20 protein-coding genes are annotated in these 20,587 nt (G+C 75.1%); 7 read left to right on the top strand and 13 right to left on the bottom strand.

Features of this window, described 5'->3' with window-relative positions; genetic code table 11:
* Positions 1 to 243 precede the first annotated feature (243 nt).
* The 3 genes from ACL02R_RS03095 to ACL02R_RS03085 are packed head-to-tail and all read right to left on the bottom strand — an operon-like array spanning position 244 to position 1,892.
* Positions 244 to 1,155: a TIGR01777 family oxidoreductase gene (locus ACL02R_RS03095; RefSeq protein WP_412795267.1), complete on the bottom strand. Its 912-nt coding sequence runs from the start codon at positions 1,153 to 1,155 to the stop codon at positions 244 to 246.
* Positions 1,156 to 1,164: 9 nt separating this feature from the next.
* A complete protein-coding gene (locus ACL02R_RS03090) occupies positions 1,165 to 1,722 on the bottom strand; it encodes a DUF4240 domain-containing protein (RefSeq protein WP_412795428.1) in 558 nt (185 codons plus the stop codon).
* Positions 1,722 to 1,892 (bottom strand): hypothetical protein, encoded by a 171-nt coding sequence (locus ACL02R_RS03085; protein ID WP_412795266.1) that lies wholly within the window; start codon positions 1,890 to 1,892, stop codon positions 1,722 to 1,724. The genes ACL02R_RS03090 and ACL02R_RS03085 overlap by 1 nt, the downstream gene beginning before the upstream one ends.
* Between ACL02R_RS03085 and ACL02R_RS03080 the strand changes: the two genes are divergently transcribed.
* Positions 1,891 to 2,817: an SDR family oxidoreductase gene (locus ACL02R_RS03080; protein WP_412795265.1), complete on the top strand. Its 927-nt coding sequence runs from the start codon at positions 1,891 to 1,893 to the stop codon at positions 2,815 to 2,817. The genes ACL02R_RS03085 and ACL02R_RS03080 overlap by 2 nt on opposite strands.
* On the opposite strand, the gene ACL02R_RS03075 is transcribed toward ACL02R_RS03080, so the two are convergent.
* From ACL02R_RS03075 to ACL02R_RS03050, 6 genes are all read right to left on the bottom strand, one after another.
* Positions 2,808 to 3,821 carry a helix-turn-helix transcriptional regulator gene (locus tag ACL02R_RS03075; RefSeq protein WP_412795264.1) on the bottom strand — a complete coding sequence of 338 codons (1,014 nt, stop codon included), beginning with the start codon at positions 3,819 to 3,821 and terminating at the stop codon, positions 2,808 to 2,810. The genes ACL02R_RS03080 and ACL02R_RS03075 overlap by 10 nt on opposite strands.
* A gap of 253 nt (positions 3,822 to 4,074) precedes the next feature.
* On the bottom strand, positions 4,075 to 4,698 hold the full coding sequence (locus ACL02R_RS03070) for a GntR family transcriptional regulator (protein ID WP_412795263.1): 624 nt from the start codon (positions 4,696 to 4,698) through the stop codon (positions 4,075 to 4,077).
* A gap of 143 nt (positions 4,699 to 4,841) precedes the next feature.
* The gene (gene sucB / locus ACL02R_RS03065; protein ID WP_412795262.1) at positions 4,842 to 6,629 is read right to left on the bottom strand and encodes a 2-oxoglutarate dehydrogenase, E2 component, dihydrolipoamide succinyltransferase; all 1,788 of its coding nucleotides are present in this window, start codon (positions 6,627 to 6,629) and stop codon (positions 4,842 to 4,844) included.
* 124 nt (positions 6,630 to 6,753) lie between these two features.
* A complete protein-coding gene (gene lpdA, locus ACL02R_RS03060) occupies positions 6,754 to 8,142 on the bottom strand; it encodes a dihydrolipoyl dehydrogenase (protein WP_362963430.1) in 1,389 nt (462 codons plus the stop codon).
* Positions 8,143 to 8,312: 170 nt separating this feature from the next.
* A complete protein-coding gene (locus tag ACL02R_RS03055) occupies positions 8,313 to 9,836 on the bottom strand; it encodes a leucyl aminopeptidase (RefSeq protein WP_412795261.1) in 1,524 nt (507 codons plus the stop codon).
* Between the two features lie 108 nt (positions 9,837 to 9,944).
* Positions 9,945 to 10,790: an adenosylcobinamide-GDP ribazoletransferase gene (locus ACL02R_RS03050; RefSeq protein ID WP_412795260.1), complete on the bottom strand. Its 846-nt coding sequence runs from the start codon at positions 10,788 to 10,790 to the stop codon at positions 9,945 to 9,947.
* A 33-nt stretch (positions 10,791 to 10,823) separates the two neighbouring features.
* Between ACL02R_RS03050 and ACL02R_RS03045 the strand changes: the two genes are divergently transcribed.
* From ACL02R_RS03045 to ACL02R_RS03035, 3 genes are all read left to right on the top strand, one after another.
* Positions 10,824 to 11,603, top strand: coding sequence for a hypothetical protein (locus ACL02R_RS03045; RefSeq protein WP_412795259.1), 780 nt, complete (start codon positions 10,824 to 10,826; stop codon positions 11,601 to 11,603).
* An 88-nt stretch (positions 11,604 to 11,691) separates the two neighbouring features.
* On the top strand, positions 11,692 to 13,383 hold the full coding sequence (locus ACL02R_RS03040; RefSeq protein ID WP_412795258.1) for a hypothetical protein: 1,692 nt from the start codon (positions 11,692 to 11,694) through the stop codon (positions 13,381 to 13,383).
* Entirely contained in the window at positions 13,365 to 14,045 is a 681-nt protein-coding gene (locus ACL02R_RS03035) for a non-ribosomal peptide synthetase (RefSeq protein WP_412795257.1), read from the top strand. Before ACL02R_RS03040 ends, ACL02R_RS03035 begins: the two co-directional genes overlap by 19 nt.
* Before the next feature lie 503 nt (positions 14,046 to 14,548).
* Here ACL02R_RS03035 and ACL02R_RS03030 read toward each other — a convergent pair.
* Complete coding sequence (locus ACL02R_RS03030) at positions 14,549 to 15,673, bottom strand: nicotinate-nucleotide--dimethylbenzimidazole phosphoribosyltransferase (protein WP_412795256.1); 1,125 nt, start codon at positions 15,671 to 15,673, stop codon at positions 14,549 to 14,551.
* Positions 15,674 to 15,733: 60 nt separating this feature from the next.
* On the bottom strand, positions 15,734 to 16,915 hold the full coding sequence (locus ACL02R_RS03025; RefSeq protein ID WP_412795255.1) for a bifunctional adenosylcobinamide kinase/adenosylcobinamide-phosphate guanylyltransferase: 1,182 nt from the start codon (positions 16,913 to 16,915) through the stop codon (positions 15,734 to 15,736).
* A 147-nt stretch (positions 16,916 to 17,062) separates the two neighbouring features.
* On the opposite strand from ACL02R_RS03025, the gene ACL02R_RS03020 reads away from it, so the two are divergent.
* Positions 17,063 to 17,275 (top strand): hypothetical protein, encoded by a 213-nt coding sequence (locus ACL02R_RS03020; protein ID WP_412795254.1) that lies wholly within the window; start codon positions 17,063 to 17,065, stop codon positions 17,273 to 17,275.
* A gap of 28 nt (positions 17,276 to 17,303) precedes the next feature.
* On the opposite strand, the gene ACL02R_RS03015 is transcribed toward ACL02R_RS03020, so the two are convergent.
* Complete coding sequence (locus ACL02R_RS03015; protein WP_412795253.1) at positions 17,304 to 18,395, bottom strand: S1C family serine protease; 1,092 nt, start codon at positions 18,393 to 18,395, stop codon at positions 17,304 to 17,306.
* A 137-nt stretch (positions 18,396 to 18,532) separates the two neighbouring features.
* Complete coding sequence (locus ACL02R_RS03010) at positions 18,533 to 19,129, bottom strand: DUF3043 domain-containing protein (RefSeq protein ID WP_412795252.1); 597 nt, start codon at positions 19,127 to 19,129, stop codon at positions 18,533 to 18,535.
* A gap of 265 nt (positions 19,130 to 19,394) precedes the next feature.
* Between ACL02R_RS03010 and ACL02R_RS03005 the strand changes: the two genes are divergently transcribed.
* Both ACL02R_RS03005 and pspAA read left to right on the top strand, forming a co-directional pair.
* The gene (locus tag ACL02R_RS03005) at positions 19,395 to 20,201 is read left to right on the top strand and encodes a PspA/IM30 family protein (RefSeq protein WP_412795251.1); all 807 of its coding nucleotides are present in this window, start codon (positions 19,395 to 19,397) and stop codon (positions 20,199 to 20,201) included.
* 100 nt (positions 20,202 to 20,301) lie between these two features.
* The gene (gene pspAA, locus ACL02R_RS03000) at positions 20,302 to 20,580 is read left to right on the top strand and encodes a PspA-associated protein PspAA (RefSeq protein ID WP_412795250.1); all 279 of its coding nucleotides are present in this window, start codon (positions 20,302 to 20,304) and stop codon (positions 20,578 to 20,580) included.
* Positions 20,581 to 20,587: the final 7 nt, after the last annotated feature.

Genomic DNA, 20,587 nt, shown 5'->3' with positions numbered 1-20,587 from the left:
GAGAGAGGTGATGCCCGCTCACGGCGCGGGCGACGCCCGAACCGGATGCGACCCTCTCACGCCGGGCGGATTCAGACAGAGCGCACGGACCGGGCACGGTCGCACGGCGGGTCGCACACGTACCGTGCCGCCCCGGTGCCCCAACGGCCCCCGGGGCAGGGGGGATCGGGCGCGTGGGGGCGGTGGCGGGCGGGCGCGGCCCGGGGCGCGAGGTCGCCCGGTTGCAGATCCCCCGTCGCCGGCTCAGCCCAGCGCGGCGCGGACCGCGTCCTCGACGGTGGGGTGTTCGAACGTGAAGCCCGCGTCGAGCAGCCGCCGGGGCAGGACGCGCTGGCTGCCGAGGACGTCCTCGGAGAACTCACCGAGCGCCACCCGCAGCACCGGCGCCGGGACCGCGAAGACCGCGGGGCGCCGCAGGACGCGGCCCATCACGCGTGTGACCTCGCGGTTGGTCACCGGCTCGGGGCCGGTGAGGTTGACCGGGCCCGACAGGCCGTGCGCCTCGTCCAGCAGGAACCGCAGCGCCGCCACCTCGTCGCGCAGCGAGATCGCCGACCAGTACTGCCGCCCGTCGCCGAGGCGCCCGCCGAGACCGGCGCGGAAGACCGGGAACAGGCGGCCCCACGCGCCGCCGCCGCGCGCGACGACAAGCCCCGTACGGGCGAACACCGTCCGCACCCCCGCCGCCTCCGCGGGCCGCGCCGACTCCTCCCACTCCACCGCCAGGTCGGCCAGGAAGCCGCTGCCGCGCGGCGCCGTCTCGTCCACGGCGCGGTCCCCGGTGTCGCCGTACCAGCCGATGGCGCTGCCGCACACCAGGGTGCGCGGCGGGGTGTCGAGCGACGCGATCGCGGCGGCGATCGCCGCCGTGCCCAGCACGCGGCTGTCGCGCAGCACCCGCTTGTAGTGCGCCGTCCAGCGGCGGTCGCCGACGCCCGCGCCCGCCAGGTGGACGACGGCGTCGCAGCCGTCGATCGCCGCGGCCGTCAGCTCCTGCGCCCGCCCCGACGGGTCCCAGCGCGCCTCGTCGGGCCGGGACGGCTCGTGCCGCACCAGCCGCACCACCCGGTGGCCCTCCGCCCTGAGGGCGAGGACGAGCGCGCTGCCGATGAGGCCGGACGAACCGGTGACCGCGATGCTTGGCATGCCGGCCATCCTTCCCGATCACGCCCCGCCGCTGCCAGTCGGCGGCGCGCCGCGGAAGCGTGCCCACAGCCGGGGGTAGGCGGCGGCCAGCACGGCGGGGTCGGCGAGGTCGGGCCGTACGCCCTCCGGCTCGGGCGGCGGTTCCGGCAGGCCGAGGTCGGGCAGCTCGTCGCCGGTCAGCCGCTCGTACGCGTCGTACGCCGCGAAGCCCACCTCCTCGGCCTCGCCCTCCACCACCGGGTCGAAGCCGGGCGGCAGCAGGGCGGCCAGGGCGTCCGGGTCCTGGAGCGTGCCCTCGAAGACGTCGCGGCCCTGGGCGATCAGGGCGCAACGGAAGTTCTCGAACGCCTCGTCGTCCACCTCCTCGTCGCGCCCGAGGAGGACCTGCGCGGCGCCCCACACGTCCCACCGGAAGGCCCGGTTGAAGCGGGACTCGAAGTGGCGCGCGTAGTCGGTGACGCTCTCCGGGTCCAGCTCCGCGAGCCGGCCCACGAGCAGGTCGGCGAGCGCGTCGGGGTCGCCGTCCGCTCCGGCGCGCGCGCCGTCGACCGTCTCCCAGAAGCCCGATTCGTACATCACGGCACCAGCATCCGCGCCGCGCCCCCGGCGCGCACGCCGAGCGCGCGCCGCCGGGTGGGCGCCGTACGGCCGAGCCGGGAGAACTCGTGCGGAAAGCCGGACAGGAGATGTCGGGTTTCGCTGCGAGTGTCGTCCCCGTACCGCAGAACCGAGGGAAAGGCACTCATGGAGCAGGGAAAGCAGTTGGCGGGACGGGTCGCGCTGGTCGCGGGGGCGACCCGGGGCGCGGGGCGCGGGATGGCGGTGGAGCTGGGCGCGGCGGGCGCGACGGTGTACGTCACCGGCCGCACCACCCGCACGTCCGTCAGCGAGGTGGGGCGGTCCACCGAGACCGTCGAGGAGACCGCCGAGCTGGTGACGGCGGCGGGCGGCGAGGGCATCGCCGTCCCCACCGACCATCTGGAACGCGACCAGGTGCGCGCGCTGGTCGAGCGGATCGACCGCGAGCGGGGGCGGCTCGACGTCCTGGTGAACGACATCTGGGGCGGCGACCACCTGTGGTGGCCCGCCGGGGCGCGGATGTGGGAGTTCGACCTCGACCGCGGCCTGCGGATGCTGCGCCTCGGCGTCGAGACGCACATCGTGACCAGCCACTACGCGCTGCCGCTGCTGACGCGGCGGCCGGGCGGCCTGCTGGTGGAGATCACGGACGGCACCGCCGAGTCGAACGCGTCCTACCGCGACCACTTCTTCTTCGACCTGGCCAAGTACGCGCCGATCCGCATGGCGCTCGGCCTCGCCGAGGAGCTGAAGAAGGAGGGCTGCACGGCCGTCGCGCTCACCCCGGGCTTCCTGCGCTCGGAGACGATGCTGGACACCCACTTCAAGGTGACGGAGGAGACCTGGCGGGAGGGCATCGCGAAGGACCCGGTGTTCGCCATCTCCGAGTCACCGGCGTTCATCGGCCGGGCGGTGGCCGCCCTGGCGGCCGACCCCGAGGTGGCGCGCTGGAACGGGCAGTCGCTCAACAGCGGGGACCTCGCCAAGGAGTACGGCTTCACCGACACGGACGGGTCGCGGCCCGACGCGTGGGGGTACATCCGCGACGTCGTCCTGGGGGACGGCACGGCCCCCGCCGACGACTACCGCTGACCGGCCCGGGGCACGGCGGCGCCGTACAGCGCCGCCGTGCGCCGCGCGGCCTCGGCCATCCGCGCGCGCAGTTCGGGCGGTCCCAGCACCTCGCACTCGGGGCCGAGGGCGCGCAGTTGCTCCTCGGCGACGTCGAGCGCCTCGACGGCGAGGGTGAGCGTGGTCCTGCCCTCGCCGTCCGGCGGGCCCGCCGCGGCCAGCGCCTCGCGGGCGGCGTCCCGGTCGGTGACGCGCGGCAGCGCCCGCGCGCCCGCCGGTGTCACCCGGATGTCCACCCGCTCCCGCAGCAGCGACCTGGCGAACTGCGCCGCGCGCTCCGCCCAGAAGCCGGGCAGGTCGAACGACTCGTCCCGCGCGAAGCGCTCGTCGCCCGCCTCGGCACGGGTGAAGCGGTCCACGCGGTAGACACGGTGGACACCGCGCCCGCCGTCCCCGCCGACCACGCGCGCCGCCAGGTACCAGACACCCGCCTTCAGCACGAGCCCGTACGGCTCCACCGCGCGCGTCACGCCCGCGCCGTCCCGCCGCGCGTAGTCCACGTTCAGCAGCAGGTCGTCCCACACCGCGTCGGCCACGGCGGGCAGCAGCGGGGGAGTGGTGTGCGGGCGCCACCAGCCGGGGGCGTCCAGGTGGAAGCGCTGCGCCGCGCTGAGCGGGGCGTCGCTGAGGTCGGGCCGCAGGGCCGCCGACACCTTCAGCCGCGCCGCCGACGCCGCGTCGGCCAGACCCATGTCCCGCAGCGCGGTGGGGACCCCGGAGAGGAACAGCGCCTCGGCCTCGTCGCGGCCGAGGCCGGTGAGCCCGGTGCGGTAGCCGCCGACGAGGCGGTAGCCGCCCGTACGGCCGCGGTCCGCGTAGACCGGCACGCCCGCCTCGGACAGCGCCTCGACGTCGCGGGCCACGGTGCGGGCGGAGACGCCGAGTTCGGCCGCGAGTGCGTCCGCCGTCATCGCGCGGCGGGACTGGAGCAGCAGGATCATCCTGATCAGACGGGCGGCGCGCATGCCCTCCATGATGGACGGCGGCCGGAGCCCGTGAGGGCCGGGTCCCGTCGTTGGCGCGACATTCGGGACCCGGGCCTCCAGTGGGAACCTCGCCGCGGGGCAGGACAGGAGCTACGCGGCGGGGCTCGCTTGCAGGGGACCGCAGCGGACTGCGGAGCCACGGGAAGACTGTAAGCCGATGATCGATGATCGATCAAAGGGTTCGGGACAAAAAAACATCGAATCGGAAAAATTGGCACTCCATGCCAGCGATTCAGGCACGCGGTGCACAGCCGAGGACGTGCTCCCTGACGATCCGCCCGATCTCCGGATCACGCCGCCGGAACGCGTCCACCAGCTCCTGGTGCTCCTCCGCGTACGACCGCTGCCGCGTCCCCAGCCAGCGGATCGCGAGCCCCGTCCAGATCTCGATCCCCAGCGACTCCCAGGTGTGCAGCAGCACGCTGTTCCCCGACGCCGCCACCAGCAGTCGGTGGAACGCGACGGTGTGCCCCACCTGCGCCTCCGCGTCCGCCAGCCGGTCCGCCTCGTACAGCGCCGCCACCTCGGGCTCCAGCGCCGACACGTCCTCGGCCAGCCGCCCGGCGGCCAGCTCCGCCGCGACCTGTTCGAGCCCGGCGCGCACCGGATAGATCTCCTCCAGGTCGGCGGCCGTCAGCGCGCGCACGCGGACGCCCTTGTTCGGCGCCGACTCGATGAGCCGCAGCGCCTCCAGCTCCCGCAGCGCCTCGCGCACCGGCGTCTGGCTGACCGCCAGCTCGACGGCGATGCGGCGTTCCACGATCCGCTCGCCCGGCTGCCAGCGCCCGCTGACGATGCCCTCCACGATGTGCTCGCGGATCTGCTTGCGCAGCGAACGCACGACGGGTGGACTCATCCCGCTCGCTCCTGTCGTTGGTGGTGCCGTTGATGGTGCCGTTGGTGGTGCCGTTCGCCGACGATAAGCGCTCACAACAGCCCGCGCCCCGCCCGGAGGCTCCGGGCGGGGCGCGGGGTGGAACAGCCGGCGGGCGGCGTGGGTCAGAGACCCAGCTCACCCTCGAACTGGCCCGCCTCCAGGCGTGCCTTCACGTCCCCCAGGTAGCGGGCGGCGTCCGCGCCGTCCACCAGCTGGTGGTCGTAGGAGAGAGTCAGGTACACCATGTCCCGGACGGCGATGGTCTCGCCGAGGTCGGGGTGGTTCACCACGACGGGACGGCGCACGGTCGCGCCGATCCCCAGCTCCGCGACCTGCGGGTAGTTCACGATGATCGTGTCGAACAGCGCGCCGCGCGACCCGGTGTTGCTGATCGTGAACGTGCCGCCGGACATGTCGTCCGGGGTCAGGCCCTTGCCGCGGACCTTGCCCGCCAGCTCCGCCGTCTTCTTGGCGATGCCGGCCAGGGACAGGTCGCCCGCGCCCTTGATGACCGGGACCATCAGGCCCTTCTCGGAGTCCACGGCGATGCCGACGTTCTCCACGTCGTGGTACGTGACGGTGCCGTCGTCGTTGATCTTCGCGTTGACCGCCGGGTGCGCCTTCAGCGCCTCGGCGGCGGCCTTCACGAAGAACGGCATCGGCGACAGCTTCACGCCCTCGCGCGCCAGGAACGCGTCCTTGGCCTTCGCCCGCAGCCGCATCACCCGGGTCACGTCCACCTCGACGACCGTCGAGAGCTGCGCCTGGTTGTGCAGGGCCTTCAGCATGTTCTCGCCGATGACCTTGCGGATGCGGCTCATCTTCACCGTCTGGCCGCGCAGCGGCGACGGCTGGACCGGGGCGGGGCCCGCGGCCTTCGGGGCGGCGGCGGCCTGGGCGGGCTGCGCCGCGGCGGCCTTCGCCGCCTCGGCCGCGTCCAGGACGTCCTGCTTGCGGATGCGGCCGCCCACGCCGGAGCCCTTGACCGACGTGAGGTCCACGCCGTTCTCGGACGCCAGCTTGCGCACCAGCGGCGTGACGTACGCGCCGTCGGCCGCCGGGGCGGCCTCCTGCGTACGGCGCGCGGCCGGGGCCTGGGCCTGCGGCTGCGCCGGGGCCCGGCTGGGCTCCGGGGCGGGCGCGGCCTTCTGCGCGGGCTCGGGCTTCGGCTCCGGCTCGGGCTGCGCCGGGGCCTGGGCACGGGTCTGGGTCTCGGGCGCCTTCGCCGGCTCGGGGGCGGCGGGGGCGGCGGGGGCCTGCTCCTGCTGCCGCGCCGGGGCCGCGCCCGCGGCACCGATGACGCCCAGCTTCGCGCCGACCTCGGCCGTCTCGTCCTCGCCGACCGTGATCTCCAGCAGGGTGCCGGAGGCCGGGGCGGGGATCTCGGTGTCGACCTTGTCGGTGGACACCTCCAGCAGCGGCTCGTCGGCCTCGACCGAGTCGCCGACCTGCTTCAGCCAGCGGGTGACGGTGCCCTCGGTGACCGACTCGCCCAGCGCGGGCAGGGTGACGTCGGTGCCCTCGGCGGCGCCGCCGCCGGAGGACTGCGCCGGGGCGGCGGGGGCCTGCTCCTGCTGCTGCGCGGGCTCGGGCTGCGCGGGGGCGGCCTGCGGGGCCGCCTCCTGCCGCTGCTCCTGCTGCGCCGGGGCGGGCGCGGCGGCCGGCGCGCCGGAACCGTCGTCGATGACCGCCAGCTCGGCGCCCACCTCGACCGTCTCGTCCTCGGCCACCTTGATGGACGACAGCACACCCGCGGCGGGCGCGGGGATCTCGGTGTCCACCTTGTCGGTGGACACTTCGAGCAGCGGCTCGTCGGCCTCGACGTGTTCGCCCTCGGCCTTGAGCCAGCGGGTGACGGTGCCCTCGGTCACGCTCTCGCCGAGCGCCGGAAGGGTTACGGAAACCGCCATGGTTTCTGTTGCTCCTTACGAAAAGTGGCGGATGGAGACGCGCTCCGGTGGTGACGCGCCAGGGTCGGTCGTACTGCGGTCGGTCATGCCACGGCCAGTCTCGCCACGGTCAGTCATGCCGGACTCAGTCATGCGAGTGCAGCGGCTTGCCCGCGAGGGCGAGATGGGCCTCGCCCAGCGCCTCGTTCTGCGTGGGGTGGGCGTGGATGAGCTGCGCCACCTCGGCGGGCAGCGCCTCCCAGTTGTAGATCAGCTGGGCCTCGCCCACCTGCTCACCGAGCCGGTCACCGACCATGTGGACGCCGACGACGGCGCCGTCCCTGACGCGTACGAGCTTGATCTCGCCCGCCGTCTTCAGGATCTTGCTCCTGCCGTTCCCGGCCAGGTTGTACCTCAGCGTCACCACCTGGTCCGCGCCGTACCGCTCCTTGGCACGGGCCTCGGTGATGCCGACCGAGGCGACCTCCGGGTGACAGTAGGTGACGCGCGGCACGCCGTCGTAGTCGATCGGCACCGGCGACAGACCGGCGAGCCGCTCGGCCACCAGGATGCCCTCGGCGAAGCCGACGTGTGCCAGCTGGAGGGTGGGGATCAGGTCGCCCACGGCCGAGATCGTCGGCACGGAGGTGCGGCAGTACTCGTCCACCACCACGAAGCCGCGGTCGAGGGCGACGCCGTTCTCCTCGTAGCCGAGGCCCTGCGACACGGGGCCGCGGCCGATGGCGACGAGCAGCAGCTCCGCCTCGAAGGTCTTGCCGTTCGCCAGCGTGACGCGCACACCGTCCGCGGTGTACTCGGCCGACTGGAAGAAGGCGCCGAGGGAGAAGTTGATCCCCCGCTTGCGGAAGGCGCGCTCCAGGAGCTTGGAGCTGTCCTCGTCCTCCGCAGGCACCAGGTGCGGCAGCCCCTCGACGATGGTCACGTCGGTGCCGAACGACTTCCACGCCGAGGCGAACTCGACGCCGATCACGCCGCCGCCCAGCACGATCGCCGACTTCGGCACCCGGTCGAGGACCAGCGCGTGGTCCGAGGAGATGATCCGGTCGCCGTCGATCGTCAGCCCCGGCAGGGACCGGGGGACGGAACCGGTGGCCAGCACGACGTGCCGGCCGGTGTAGCGCGTGCCGTTCACGTCCACGGAGGTCGGGGACGACAGGCGGCCCTCGCCCTCCACGTACGTGATCTTGCGGGAGGCGACCAGGCCCTGGAGGCCCTTGTACAGGCCGGCGACCACGCCGTCCTTGTACTTGTGCACCCCCGCGATGTCGATGCCCTCGAAGGTGGTCCTGACCCCGAACTCGCCGCCGTCCCGCGCGGCGTCGGCGATCTCGCCGGCGTGCAGGAGGGCCTTGGTCGGGATGCAGCCGTTGTGCAGACAGGTGCCGCCGAGCTTGTTCTTCTCGATGAGGGCGACGTCCAGGCCGAGCTGGGACGCCCGCAGGGCCGCGGCGTATCCACCGCTGCCCCCACCGAGGATCACCAGGTCGTAAACGGTGCCGGCGTCGTTCGCCACGTCACGTTCCTCCAAGATGGGGTTGTCGGCCGCCGGGGGGATACGGCGGAGTGCGGCTCGCCTGCATGGGCCAGCCGGGCCCTGTCCTGCCGGACCCCATCTTCGCACGCTGCGCCGAAAGGGCGGACGCCGCCCGGTACCGGGGTACCGGGGGCGGCGTCCCGCGGCGGTCAGCCGCTCAGCTCGCCGTTCGCCGCGCGCTCGGCCAGCCGGACGAGGGTGCGCACCGACACGCCCGTGCCGCCCTTCGGGGTGTAGCCGAACGGGCCGCCGTCGTTGAAGGCGGGCCCCGCGATGTCCAGGTGCGCCCAGCGGACGCCGTCCGCCACGAACTCGTTCAGGAACACCCCGGCCGTCAGCCCGCCGCCCATCCGCTCGCCCACGTTCTTCAGGTCGGCGAGCGGCGACTTCAGGCTCTCGCCCAGCTCGGCGGGCAGCGGCATCGGCCAGGACTGCTCACCGGCCTGCTCCGCCGTCTCGTGCAGCAGCGTGCGGAACGCGTCGTCGTTCGCCATCACGCCGAAGATCCGCTTGCCGAGCGCCAGCACCATCGCGCCGGTCAGCGTCGCCACGTCCACCACGGCGTCGGGGGACTCCTCGCAGGCCCGCGCCAGGGCGTCGGCCAGGACGAGGCGGCCCTCCGCGTCGGTGTTGAGGACCTCGACGGTGGTGCCGTCGTACGTGGTCAGGACGTCGCCGGGGCGCAGCGAGGAGCCCGAGGGCATGTTCTCGGCGAGCGCGAGCCAGCCCGTCACGTTCACCGGCAGGCCGAGGCGGGCGGCGGCGAGCACGGCGGAGAAGACGGCGGCGGCGCCGCTCATGTCGCACTTCATCGTCTCGTTCGCGCCGACCGGCTTCAGGGACAGGCCGCCCGAGTCGTAGGTGATGCCCTTGCCGACCAGGGCGAGCGTCGCGGAGGCCGCCGGGCTCGTCCAGGCGACGCGCACCAGCCGGGGCGGCGCCGCCGAGCCCATGCCGACGCCGAGGATGCCGCCGTAGCCCCCGGCGGTCAGCTCCTCCTCGTCCAGCACCTCCACCTCGACGCCGTACTCGGGCGCGGCGGTGGCGACGAGGTCGGCGAAGTCGGCGGGGGTCAGCGCGTTGGCGGGGGTGTTGATGAGGTCGCGCGTGCGGGCGACCTCCTCGGCGACGACGAGGGCGCGTTCGGCCGCCGCCGCGTGGGCCGCGTCCGCCGCGCCCGGGTCGAGGACGGTGATCCGGGCGAGCGGCGGGGTGCCCTCGTGGCCGCGGCCGCGGAAGGCGGTGAAGGTGTACGTGCCGAGCAGCGCGCCCTCGGTGACGGCCGCCACCGCCGCGTCGTCGGTCAGGGGCAGTGCCAGGACGGCGTGCTCCGAGCCCGCCAGGGCGCGGGTGGCGGCACCGGCGGCGCGGCGCAGGGTCTCGGGCGCGTACCCGGTCCCGTCCGCCGGGGCCTCGCCGAGGCCGACGGCGACCACGAGCGGGGCGGGCACCCCCTCGGGGGTGGGCAGCTTGGTGATCTCCTCCGTGTCGCCCTTGGCGCCCACGGTGGCGAGCGCCGCCGCCAGGCCGCCGCCGAACGCCTCGTCCACGGCCGCGGCCGCCGCGGGCCCCGGCGCGGGGACCGGGCCGGACTCACCCCGGGCGATGCCGACGACCACCGCGTCCGCGGGGACGGAGGTGGCGGAGAGGTTGCTGAGGGTCAGTTCAGTCACGTGAGGTGGTTCCGTTTCCTTCGGGGCGTCGTCGTCGGCGCGGTCACCGCCCGGCCGCCGGGCGGGCGCGTCGGGCAGAAGACTACGCCGGACGGGCCAGGACCCGGTTCAGGGCGCGGTCACGGTCCAGACCAGCAGCGCGGCCGTTCCCGCCGTCTCGGCGCACGCCCCGAGCACGTCGCCCGTCAACCCGCCGAAGCGGCGCGCGCAGTGACGGAGCAGCAGTTCCGCCGCCGCCAGCGCGACCAGGACGGACAGCAGCCCGCCCAGGGCGCCCACCGCAGGGCGGTCCCAGGCGAGGGCACCGGCGACGGCCGACGCGAACGCCACCGCGCCCGCGACGGCGAGTGCCGCGCCGGTCGGCACGGTCCGCGTGACCGTCGCGCCCATCCCGTCAGGGCGCGCGGCGGGCGGCGCGTCCGCCCGGCAGGCCCAGGTCAGCGCGGCGCGCGAGACGACCGCCGCGCACACGACGGCGGTGAGCGCGCGCGGCCGCCCGTGCCCGTACAGCTCGGCGACCGCGGCCACTTGCGCGAGCACCGTCAGCAGGAGGACCAGCACGCCGAACGGGCCGATGTCGGAACGTTTCATCACCCGCAGCGCCTCGGCGGCGGGGCGGCGGCTGCCGAGCCCGTCCGCCGTGTCGGCCAGCCCGTCGAGGTGCAGGCCGCGGCTGAGCGCCGCCCCGAGCGCCACGGCGAGGACGGCCGTCAGCAGCGCACCGGCCTCCAGTTCGAGGAGCAGCCAGGACAGCAGGCAGACGACGAGGCCGGTGGCGAGACCGGCGAGCGGCGCGCACAGCATGCCGCCGCGCGCGGTCGGCCGGTCCCAGCGCTCCGGCGGTCGTACGGGCAGCACGGTGAGCGTCCCGAAGGCGAAGCGGAGGGCGCTGCGTGCGTCCGTCCTGGTGGCGGGGGGAGGCCCGGCGGGGGGCGGGGGCGGCGTGGCGTTCATCGCACCGGAGGGTAGCGGCACAGGCTGAAGGCCATGGACGGGGTAGTGGACTGGTGGCAGCGCAACATCGTGGACGCGGGGAAGCTCCCGCTGCTCCTCGCCCTGGTCGCGTTCGTCGTGACCTTCCTGGTGACGCGCTGTGTGACGCGTCTGATCCGCGCGGGCAAGGGGCCGTTCCACGACCTGTCGGCGGGCGGGAAGCACCTGCACCACGTGGTGCCGGGCGTGATCCTCATGTGCGTCGGCGGCTTCGGGGGCGTCGCGGCGCCCGGCCGGGGGTGGGTCGCGGCGGTGACGGCGATCGTCTTCGGCATCGGGGCTGGCCTGGTGATGGACGAGTTCGCGCTGATCCTCTACATGCAGGATGTGTACTGGACCGAGCAGGGCCAGAAGAGCGTCGAGGCGTTCGTGCTGACGGGGGCGCTGTGCACGGTCCTGCTGTGCGGCTTCCTGCCGTTCGGCGTGGCCGGGGCGGGCCCTGAGACGTGGCTCGACCGGCGGAACCTGATCGTGACACTGCTGGTCAACTTCCTGCTGGCGCTGATCGCGCTGCTGAAGGGGAAGTACAGGACCACCGTCTTCGGCATCCTCGTCCCGCTGGTGGCGCTGGTCGGCGCGGTGCGGCTCGCGCGGCCCGACTCGTTCTGGGCGCGGCGCGTCTACCCGCACTTCCCGCGTACGGCGGAGCGGGCCCGCCGCCGGGCGGAGAAGCACTCGCGCCGCTGGGGCCGCCTCGAACAGCGCGTGGACGACCTGCTCGCCGGGACCCCGACCCCGCAGGGCGGCGACGGCAAGGGGCACGGGGACGGGTAGCGCGGCGCCTTCCGGGGGCGGTGGCGCCCGTTGTCAGTGGCGCACGGCATGATGCGGAGCGCGTGACGGCTCGTCCAGCAGGGGGTTCGTGGCCGTCCCCGACCTGGAGAAGGTGAGTGCTGTGCGCAGGCCCGTCGCAGGCGAGGTGCAGGTCCACGACCGCCGGATCTACGTCGTGAGCGGTCCGGACGCCGCGAGACCGGACCTGCGCGAGGCGTTCGCGGGCCAGGACGCGGGCCTGTGCGGGGCCGCGGTCCCCGGCGCCGTCCTCCTGTACACCGGGCTGTACTCGGGCGATGTCCCCCTCGTCGTGGAGGTCCACGACGGGGCCCCCGCTCTCGACGAGGACTGGGAGGACGTGGTGGAGGCGTCCTTCCGCCCCGCGTCGGACCGCACGCGCCTGGTGCGGTGGGACGGCGGGGCGTCGTGGGACCTGGGGCTGATACGGACCGACTACCGCGTCAGGTGGTGCGCCCGGGGGATGGACGACGCGGTGGAACTGCCCGCCGGAACCACCGGGAAGCTCCCGGTGGACGGCTACCTCCTCCAGTTCTGGCCCGCCCCGCCCGCCCCGGCCCGCGTGGTCCGCCAGACGTCGGACACCGCCGAGGACATGCACGGTTACGCGCGCGCGACGCCGCGTACGCCCGCGCAGCAGGCGGAGGCCGCGCGCCGGACCCGCGAGCTGTTCGCGCGGGCCGCCGAGGAGCGTGCCGAACGGGCGGCCGAGGCGCGGCGGTTGCACTACGAGGAGTGGGAGTGGGGCGGACGGCTGCCGAGCGAGAGGCTGCGCGACGCCTCCGGGAGCAACGTCCTCGGTCTGCTCCGCTTCGACAGCGAGCTGGTGCACGCCCTCGACGTCGCGGGGCCCGGGGTCCAGCGCGCCGTGGCACTGCTGGCCGCGCGGCGGGCCTGCGAGACAGCGGGCCTGACCGGCCTGCCCTGGGTCGCCCACGCGCTCGCCGAACTGGCGGAGGGACGCCCGCTGCCGCCGCCGTTCGACGACGGCACCCGGATGCGGGAGGCCCTGCGTGCCGACCCCCGTGTGCCGGACACGTCGGTGCGCGGGGCGACACCCCCGGAACGGCCGCCGTACGTCCCGCTTCCATCCAAGGACACCGGACACACGCACGTCGAGGTCGTCCACATGGCCGTCCCGGCGCACACCCCGGGACTGATCTCACAGCCGCACTTCGCCCTTCCCGCCGTCCTCGCCGCCGCCGACCCCGCCCCGCTCGTCGCGGCGATCGACGCGGTGTGGCACGCCCTGAACACCTTCGGCGAGCACTGTCCGCGGTTCCTCGGCGAGATCAGGTCGGCGTGCGCCGAACGGGCGGGGAAGAGCTTCGCTGCCCTGCTCCGCGTCCGCACCACACCGCCACGCCCGGCCGACGTGACCGCGATCGTCCCGCAGCTGGCACCGCTGGCACGCACGGCGACCCGGCTCCACCCCCGCCCCGGCTCCCCGTCGCCCCGCGACAGCTCCGTCGGCGGGCCGCTGCTGTGGCCCGCCGACGAGCCGTGGCCGCACTGCGACGGCCCGCACGAGTGGGACGGGGTGAACGTCCCCGTCACACCGGAGGGCGAACGGCGGCGGCGCCTCCGCCGGGCGGCGGAGGCGAACGGGACGCCCCCCGACGCGCCGGACGGGAAGGCGGCGGGGCGGACAGGAGCCGACCCCCGATGGCCCGACGGCCCGGTCCAGCGGGGCGGACAGGAGCCGACCCCCGATGGCCCGACGGCCCGGTCCCCATGCTGCCCATGGCCCAGCTGTACGTGAGCGACATCCCCCTGCTGCGCCCGCCGGGGGAAGCCGGGGCCGATGTCCTCCAGGTGCTGTGGTGCCCCTTCGACCACCCGGCGGAGCCCAGGACGGCGCTGTTCTGGCGGTCCGCCGCCGGGGTCACCGACATCCTCGACGCACCGCCGGAACCGCCGGTGGTCCAGTTCTCCGGCTACCTGCCCGAGCCGTGCCTGCTGGCGCCGGAGGAGGTCACCGAGTACCCCAGCGCCATGGAACTGGACCGGGAGTCGCAGAGGCAGTTGGAGGACCGCAGGAGGTGGCAGGCGGCCGGTGCCGTACCGGACGGCTCCGACGCGCCCTACGAGAAGGACTTCTACCGCGAGTCCTACCGCGGCGGGCTGTCCCTCGCCCCCGGCTGGAAGGCCGGTGGGTGGACCCGCTGGGGCCTCACCGATCCCATGCCCCGCCTCTGCGCCACGTGCGGCACCGGGATGGACCCGCTGCTGACCATCGCCTCGTCGGAATGGGACTCCGAGGGAGAGAGCTGGATTCCCGTCGAGGACCGCGCGCACGCCCTGACCGCCGCCGGCCCCGAAGCCGCGAACCCCACCATGCTCAGCGTGGCCAGTGGCTACGACCTACAGCTGTACGTCTGCCCGGTGTCCCCGTGCCATCCGCACCTCCAGCTGGTCCAGTGAGCGGCCCCGCCGCAACCGGCGGCCGGCGGCGACGGGGGAGCGGGCGGCGCACCGCGAACCGGTCCGGCGGCTCCGCGCGGCGTCCCGAGCCGGTGTGGCGGAACCGGCGGGGCCGTCGAGGCCGGCCTCCGCCCGGTGGACAGCGGCCTGGTTCCGGGGACGGCGCCTGCCGGAAGTCGCGACCTGCCGTGGCGGGCCGGGACGCAGGTCCGCCGCGCGGCGCCGGGCGCTCGCCGCCGGGTCGCCGGTGGCCGTGGGCCATGCGCCCGATGAGTCGGCCCACGAGGGTGGTCGCTCCGGCGGACCCCGGGTCGGGCCGGACGGCCGACCGGGGCCGGTCACTCTCTACTGGGGCTGCGGCTGTGATGCGCCGGGCCGTGACCCGCGTGGGGGCGTGGCTCGCGGCAACCGCGCTCGTGCCACCCGGAGTGGTGCTGCGGCGTGCGGGTTCCAGCGGGCCGTGCGGTGGGAACGGCGCCGTGGGCAGGCGCGGGGGAGCGGGGTCAGGTCGCGTCGGAGATGACGGCCGGTTCCGGTTCGTCGCCGGGGCCGGACGCCACCGTGTCCGGCGCGGGCTCGGGCAGTTCGGGCAGTTCGGCGGCCAGCGCCGCCGCGGCCCGCACGAGCGGCAGCGCCAGCAGCGCCCCGGTCGCCTCGCCGACCGTCACGCCGTGGTCGAGCAGCGGGTCCATGGCCATCCGGTCGAGCGCCTTCGCCTGCCCCGGCTCGCCGCTCGCCTGGCCGGACAGCCACCAGTCCGGCGCGCGGAACGCGACCCGCTGCCCGACCAGCGCGCAGGCGGTCGCCACCACGCCGTCCAGCAGCACCGGCGTGCGCCTTACCGCGCACTGGAGAAGGAAGCCCGTCATCGCCGTCAGGTCGGCGCCGCCGACCGCCGCGAGCAGCTGGAGCTGGTCGCCGAGCACCGGCCTGGCCCGCCGCAGCCCGTCCCTGATCGCCGCGCACTTGCGCATCCACGCCAGGTCGTCGATCGGCACGCCGCCCCTGCCGGTCACCACCGACGCGTCGGTGCCGCACAGCGCGCCGATCAGCACGGCGGCCGCCGTCGTCCCGCCGACCGACAGGTCCCCGAGGACCAGCAGGTCCGTGCCCGCGTCCGCCTCCTCGTCGGCGATCGCCATCCCGGCGCGGAAGGCCCGTTCCGCCTCCTCGGCGGTGAGGGCGTCCTCGACGTCGAGGCGGCCGGAACCGCGCCGCACGCGGTGGGCGGTCACGTCCGCCGGCAGCTCGTCCGGCGGGCAGTCGAGCGCCATGTCGACGACGCGCACCGGCACCTCGGCCTGCCGCGCGAGGACGGCCCCGGGGCTCGTGCCGTCGAGCAGCGCCCGCACCAGCGCCGGCGCGTCGCCCGGCCGCCTGGCGGAGACGCCGAGCGAGGCGACGCCGTGGTCCCCGGCGAAGACGACGGCCTTCGGCCGCTCCACCGGCGTCACGGGCACCCGCCCCTGCGCGGCGGCCAGCCAGGCGCCGACCTGGTCGAGCCGCCCGAGGGTCCCCGGCGCGAGGCCGGTACGGGCCCGCCGCTCCTCGGCCGACCTGCGGAGGCGTGCGCTCGGCCGCTCGATGAGGTCGCCGAAGTCGTCCAGATTGAGACCGCCGTCACTCATGCGCACGAGACTACCGCCCGCGCACAGGCCGGAACGCGCTGCCCGCCGCCCGCCGCCCGGTCAGCCGCGCAGCGGCAGGACGGTGCCCGCGACGGCCAGCAGGACGTGCTCGCACTCGGCGGCCACCGCCGCGTTCAGCCTGCCGAGCTCGTCCCGGAACAGGCGCCCGGCGCGCGTCGCCGGGACGACGCCCGAGCCCACCTCGTTGCTGACCATGACGACCGTCCTGCGCGTCGCGCGCACGGCGGCCGCGAGGGCGGACGTCCGCTCCGCCAGGCCGCGCGGCGGCCCGTCCCAGGCGCCCGCCGCGTCCATGGCGTCCGTCAGCCACAGCGCCAGGCAGTCGATCAGCAGCGGCGGCCCGTCGCCGTCCGCGAGCAGCGGCACGAGGTCGCAGGTCTCGGCGGTCGTCCAGGACGCCGGGCGGCGTTCCCGGTGGGCGGCGACCCGGGCCGTCCACTCCGGGTCGTCCGCGCGCCGCCCGCCCGTCGCCACATAGGTCACGCCGGGGAACGCGGCCAGCCGCCGCTCCGCCTCCGCCGACTTCCCCGACCGCGCGCCGCCCAGCACGAGCGTGCGGCGCGGCAGGTCCGGCACGTGGCGGAAGTCGCCGGCCGTCACCGTCGTGCCGTCGGGGACGGCGCGCGTGCCCGCCGCCGCCAGCCGCCGGTGCAGCTCGGCGCCCGGCGGCACGTCGTGGCCGATGTGCACGGCGACCAGGTCCGTCGTCAGCGCGGTGGCACCGGCGGCCCGCAGGCCGGCCAGCGCGTCGGGGCGGCCCGTCACGTCGAGGAGGCACAGGTCGTACGGCGGCCCGTCGCCGTTCCCCGCGGGCGCCGCGCCCGGCGGCAGGTACAGCAGCCGTCCGCCGTCCGGGCCGGTCACGGCGTACCCGGTGCCCGGCACGTCCACCGCCACCGCGCGCACCCGGTGGCCGGTCAGCAGCGCCAGCTCCCGCCCGTCCGGCAGCCGCACCGGCGGTGGCAGTCCCGGCGGCGGCTCGGGGAGCGGGCCGCTGTGCGGGTGGGACAACAGGACCTGCTGTACGCCGCCGAGCGACGTCCCGGCGCGCGCGGCGGACAGGGCGGTGCCCGGTGTCAGGTCGAGCAGCAGCACGCCGTCGATCAGCAGCGCGGTCGCGGTGCGCGCCTCGGGACCGAGGGCGCGGGCGCAGGCGGCGCAGGGGCAGCCGGGGGACGGCAGGCCGGCGGGCGCGCCGGTGCCGAGCAGGGTGACCTCCATGGCGTCGATCCTCTCCGGCCGCCCCGGGGGGCTCGCGCGGGGCGTGCCTCCTGGCCGGGGGCGCGGGCGCGCGCGGTGGTGCGCCACGGGGCGTGCCGTGATTTAGTCTGCGGGCAGGTAGTCGCGGCAGGGGAGCAGGAGGCGGACATGGCGTGGGAGTGGCGCTTCGAGCGGGCGGACGGCACCGCGGTCGAACCTCCGCAGGACCCCGGCGACTTCGGTACCCAGGGCGACGCCGAGTCGTGGATCGGCGAGAGCTGGCCCGAGCTGATCGAGGCCGGCGTGGACCAGGTGACGCTCCTCGACGACGGGAACAGGATCTACGGTCCGATGGACCTGCACGGCGCCGCCGACGAGTGAGCCCGCCCCGGGCGGCCGGGGCGCCACGTCAGGCCTCGCCGAGGGTGGCCCGGCCGTCGCGCCGCTCGCCGTCCCGCACGTAGGCCAGCTTCACCCGGTCGTCCGGCCGCTGGGCGGCGAGCGCCTCGGCGAGCGACACGACGTCGCTGACGTCCTCCCCGCCCAGCCGGACGATCACGTCGCCGGGCCGCAGCCCGGCCCGGTCGGCGGGGCCGTCGTCCGTCACGTCCACGATGGCGGCGCCCGCGGGCTCGAAGCCGTCGCCCAGAACCGTGCGGACGGTCACGCCGAGCGCGGCGCGGCCCGAGTCCACCACCCGCCCGTGCTCGATCATCTGGTCGGCGAGGAACGTGACGGTGGACGCCGGGATGGCGAAGCCGATGCCGGGCGCCTGCCCGCCGCCGAGCCCCGGGTCGCGGGCGGCGAGGGTCGGGATGCCGATGACCTGCCCGGAGAGGTTGACGAGCGCGCCGCCGCTGTTCCCCGGGTTGATGGCCGCCGAGGTCTGCACCATGTTGCCCAGCGTCGCCTGGCCCTCGCCCTCGCTGACGGAGCGGCCGACCGCCGAGACGATGCCCTGTGTCACGCTGGACGACAGCCCCAGCGGATTGCCCATCGCCAGCACGACCTGGCCCACCCGCACCTTGCGCGAGTCGCCGAACGTCGCGGGGCGCAGCCGGTCCGGCTTCTCGGTCAGCTCGATGACGGCGAGGTCCTGCTGCGGGTAGGCCGTGACCAGCCGGGCGGGCACCGGCTGCTGCCGGGTCGCGAGCAGGACCTCGAACTCCTGGCCTTCGCCGACGACATGCGCGTTCGTCACGATGTGGCCGTCGTCGTCGTACACCACCCCGGAGCCGAGGCCGTCCTCGGTGGTGATCTGCACGACCGACGGCAGCACCTCGCCGACCACGTCCTCGTACGCGTTCTGCAACTCGCCCGAACGGGTCGGCTCGGGCGGTTCCGCCGCGGCCTGCCCCGCGCCGGTCCCCTCGGGGGCGGCGGTGCCGGCGATGCAGCCGGACGCCCCGGCGAGCAGCGCCGCCGTGCACAGGACGGCGGCTCCGAGCCGGGCCGGGGACGCCGAAGACAACGAGGTCTGCCAAGTCTGCGACTGCGACATAAGCCGCATTCTGTCCGCTGGGGCGCCGCGTGCCGGGTAGTGGCGCGCCGGGCCCCGCCGACCGCCGGGACGGCCCTGACGGGTGACGCCGTACGCCGCCCCGCCCGCCGTGGTGGACGGCGCCGGGGCGTGGCGCGTCAGCGGCGCGGCGCCTCGCCGCGCTTGATCTGCGGGCGCGGCAGCCGCATACGCCGCATCTGCATCGAGCGCATCAGCGCGTACGGCCGGGCGCCGCGGATGCTCTCGTCCGGGAACCGGGCCCGCAGCTCCTTCTTCAGCCTGCGCGCCAGGAGGATCGAGTCCAGGACGATCGCCACGATCACGACGAGCCACAGCAGCAGCGCGATGTTCCTGGCCTGGAGCGACGGCGTCATGCTCAGCACGAGGATCAGCACCGCGATCGGCAGGAAGTACTCGGCGATGTGCCACTTCGTGTCCACGAAGTCGCGGGTGAAGCGCCGCACCGGGCCCCGGTCGCGGACCGGGAGGTGCCGCTCGTCGCCCGAGAGCAGCGCCTCGCGCTGCTTCGTCATCGCGACGCGCCGCTGCTCCCGCGCGCGCTTGGCGGCCTCCTTGCGGTTCGCCGGCGTCTTGGCGGTGGCGCGGCGCAGCGCCTCGGCCTCGCTGCGCTTGGGCGTGGGCCGCCCTTTGGGCGCCTGCGGGTTGCGCACCTGCTCGTCCTCGGCGGAAGCGGGGACGCTGGTGGAATCTTCTTTCGAACGGCTTCGGAACACACCCCCAGCCTACGGGCTGCCGCCGGACTCCCTCGCGGCGTACGGGCACGAATCCGCAACACCCGCCCCCGCGACCCCGTCCCCCCGTGCGGCCGGGGTCCCGGGTACTCCCCAGGCGGGAGACGCCGGCGCCCCTGATCGTCCTGTGGGAGGAAGCGGTCCGGCGCCAGGCGGTGCGCTAATGGACAGGTGCCCCGTAGGGTAGTAGGGGATCACAGGATGGGTCACAGGTTCGAGCCCGGTATGAAGGGGGCGCGCGCAGTCCATGAGCGGTGTCATGAAGCGGATGGGAATGATCTTCCGCGCGAAGGCCAACAAAGCCCTGGACCGGGCCGAGGACCCGCGCGAGACCCTCGACTACTCGTACCAGAAGCAGCTGGAACTGCTCCAGAAGGTGCGCCGCGGGGTCGCCGACGTGGCCACGTCGCGCAAGCGTCTGGAACTCCAGATCAACCAGCTGAACAACCAGTCGGCCAAGCTCGGCGAGCAGGGCAAGAAGGCGCTCGCCCTCGGCCGTGAGGACCTGGCCCGCGAGGCGCTGACCCGGCGTTCCGGGCTCCAGCAGCAGATCTCCGACCTGGAGCAGCAGCACGAGACGCTCCAGACGGAGGAGAACAAGCTCACCCTCGCGGCCCAGCGGCTCCAGGCGAAGGTGGACGCGTTCCGCACCCGCAAGGAGACGATCAAGGCCACGTACACCGCCGCGCAGGCCCAGACCCGCATCGGCGAGGCGTTCTCCGGCATCTCCGAGGAGATGGGCGACGTCGGCATGGCCATCCAGCGGGCCGAGGACAAGACGGCCGAGCTCCAGGCGCGCTCCGGCGCCATCGACGAGCTGCTGGCCTCCGGCGCGCTGGACGACCCGACCGGCACCACCAAGGACGACCTGACCGCGGAGCTGGACCGGATCGCGGGGAACTCGGACGTAGAGTTCGAGCTGGAGCGCATGAAGGCCGAACTGGCCGGCGGCAGCTCGTCCGGGCGGCAGGCCATCGAGGGCGGCGGCGCGGCGGGCACGCAGCAGCAGGGCCAGGGCGCCCAGCAGGAGTCCCCGAAGTTCGACAAGCAGTGACGTCCCGCACGCGGTGACGCCGGGCGCCCCGTCCGGCGGACTGCGGACGGCGGCGCCAGGCGATGACGGAACCAACGACGCCCGGGAGTGGTGCAGCGACATGATCGTACGGATCATGGGGGAGGGGCAGGTGCGGCTCGACGACAGCCACCTGCCCGTACTGAACAAGCTCGACGACGAGCTGCTCGCCGAGGTGGAGAACGGCGACGCCGAGGCCTTCAGGGGCACGCTCGACGCGCTCCTCGCGGCCGTCCGCGAGCTGGGCACCCCGCTCCCCGACGACTCGCTGGAGCCGTCCGAGCTGATCCTGCCCGCCGCCGAGGCGTCGATCGACGAGGTGCGCGCCATGCTCACCGACGACGGACTCATCCCGGACTGACCCGGCC

The sequence above is a fragment of the Streptomyces sp. MS19 genome (assembly GCF_047200595.1).
GTDB lineage: Bacteria > Actinomycetota > Actinomycetes > Streptomycetales > Streptomycetaceae > Streptomyces.
Note: the sequence above shows the minus strand (reverse complement) of the source record. Positions and strands in the feature narration are given on the sequence as shown.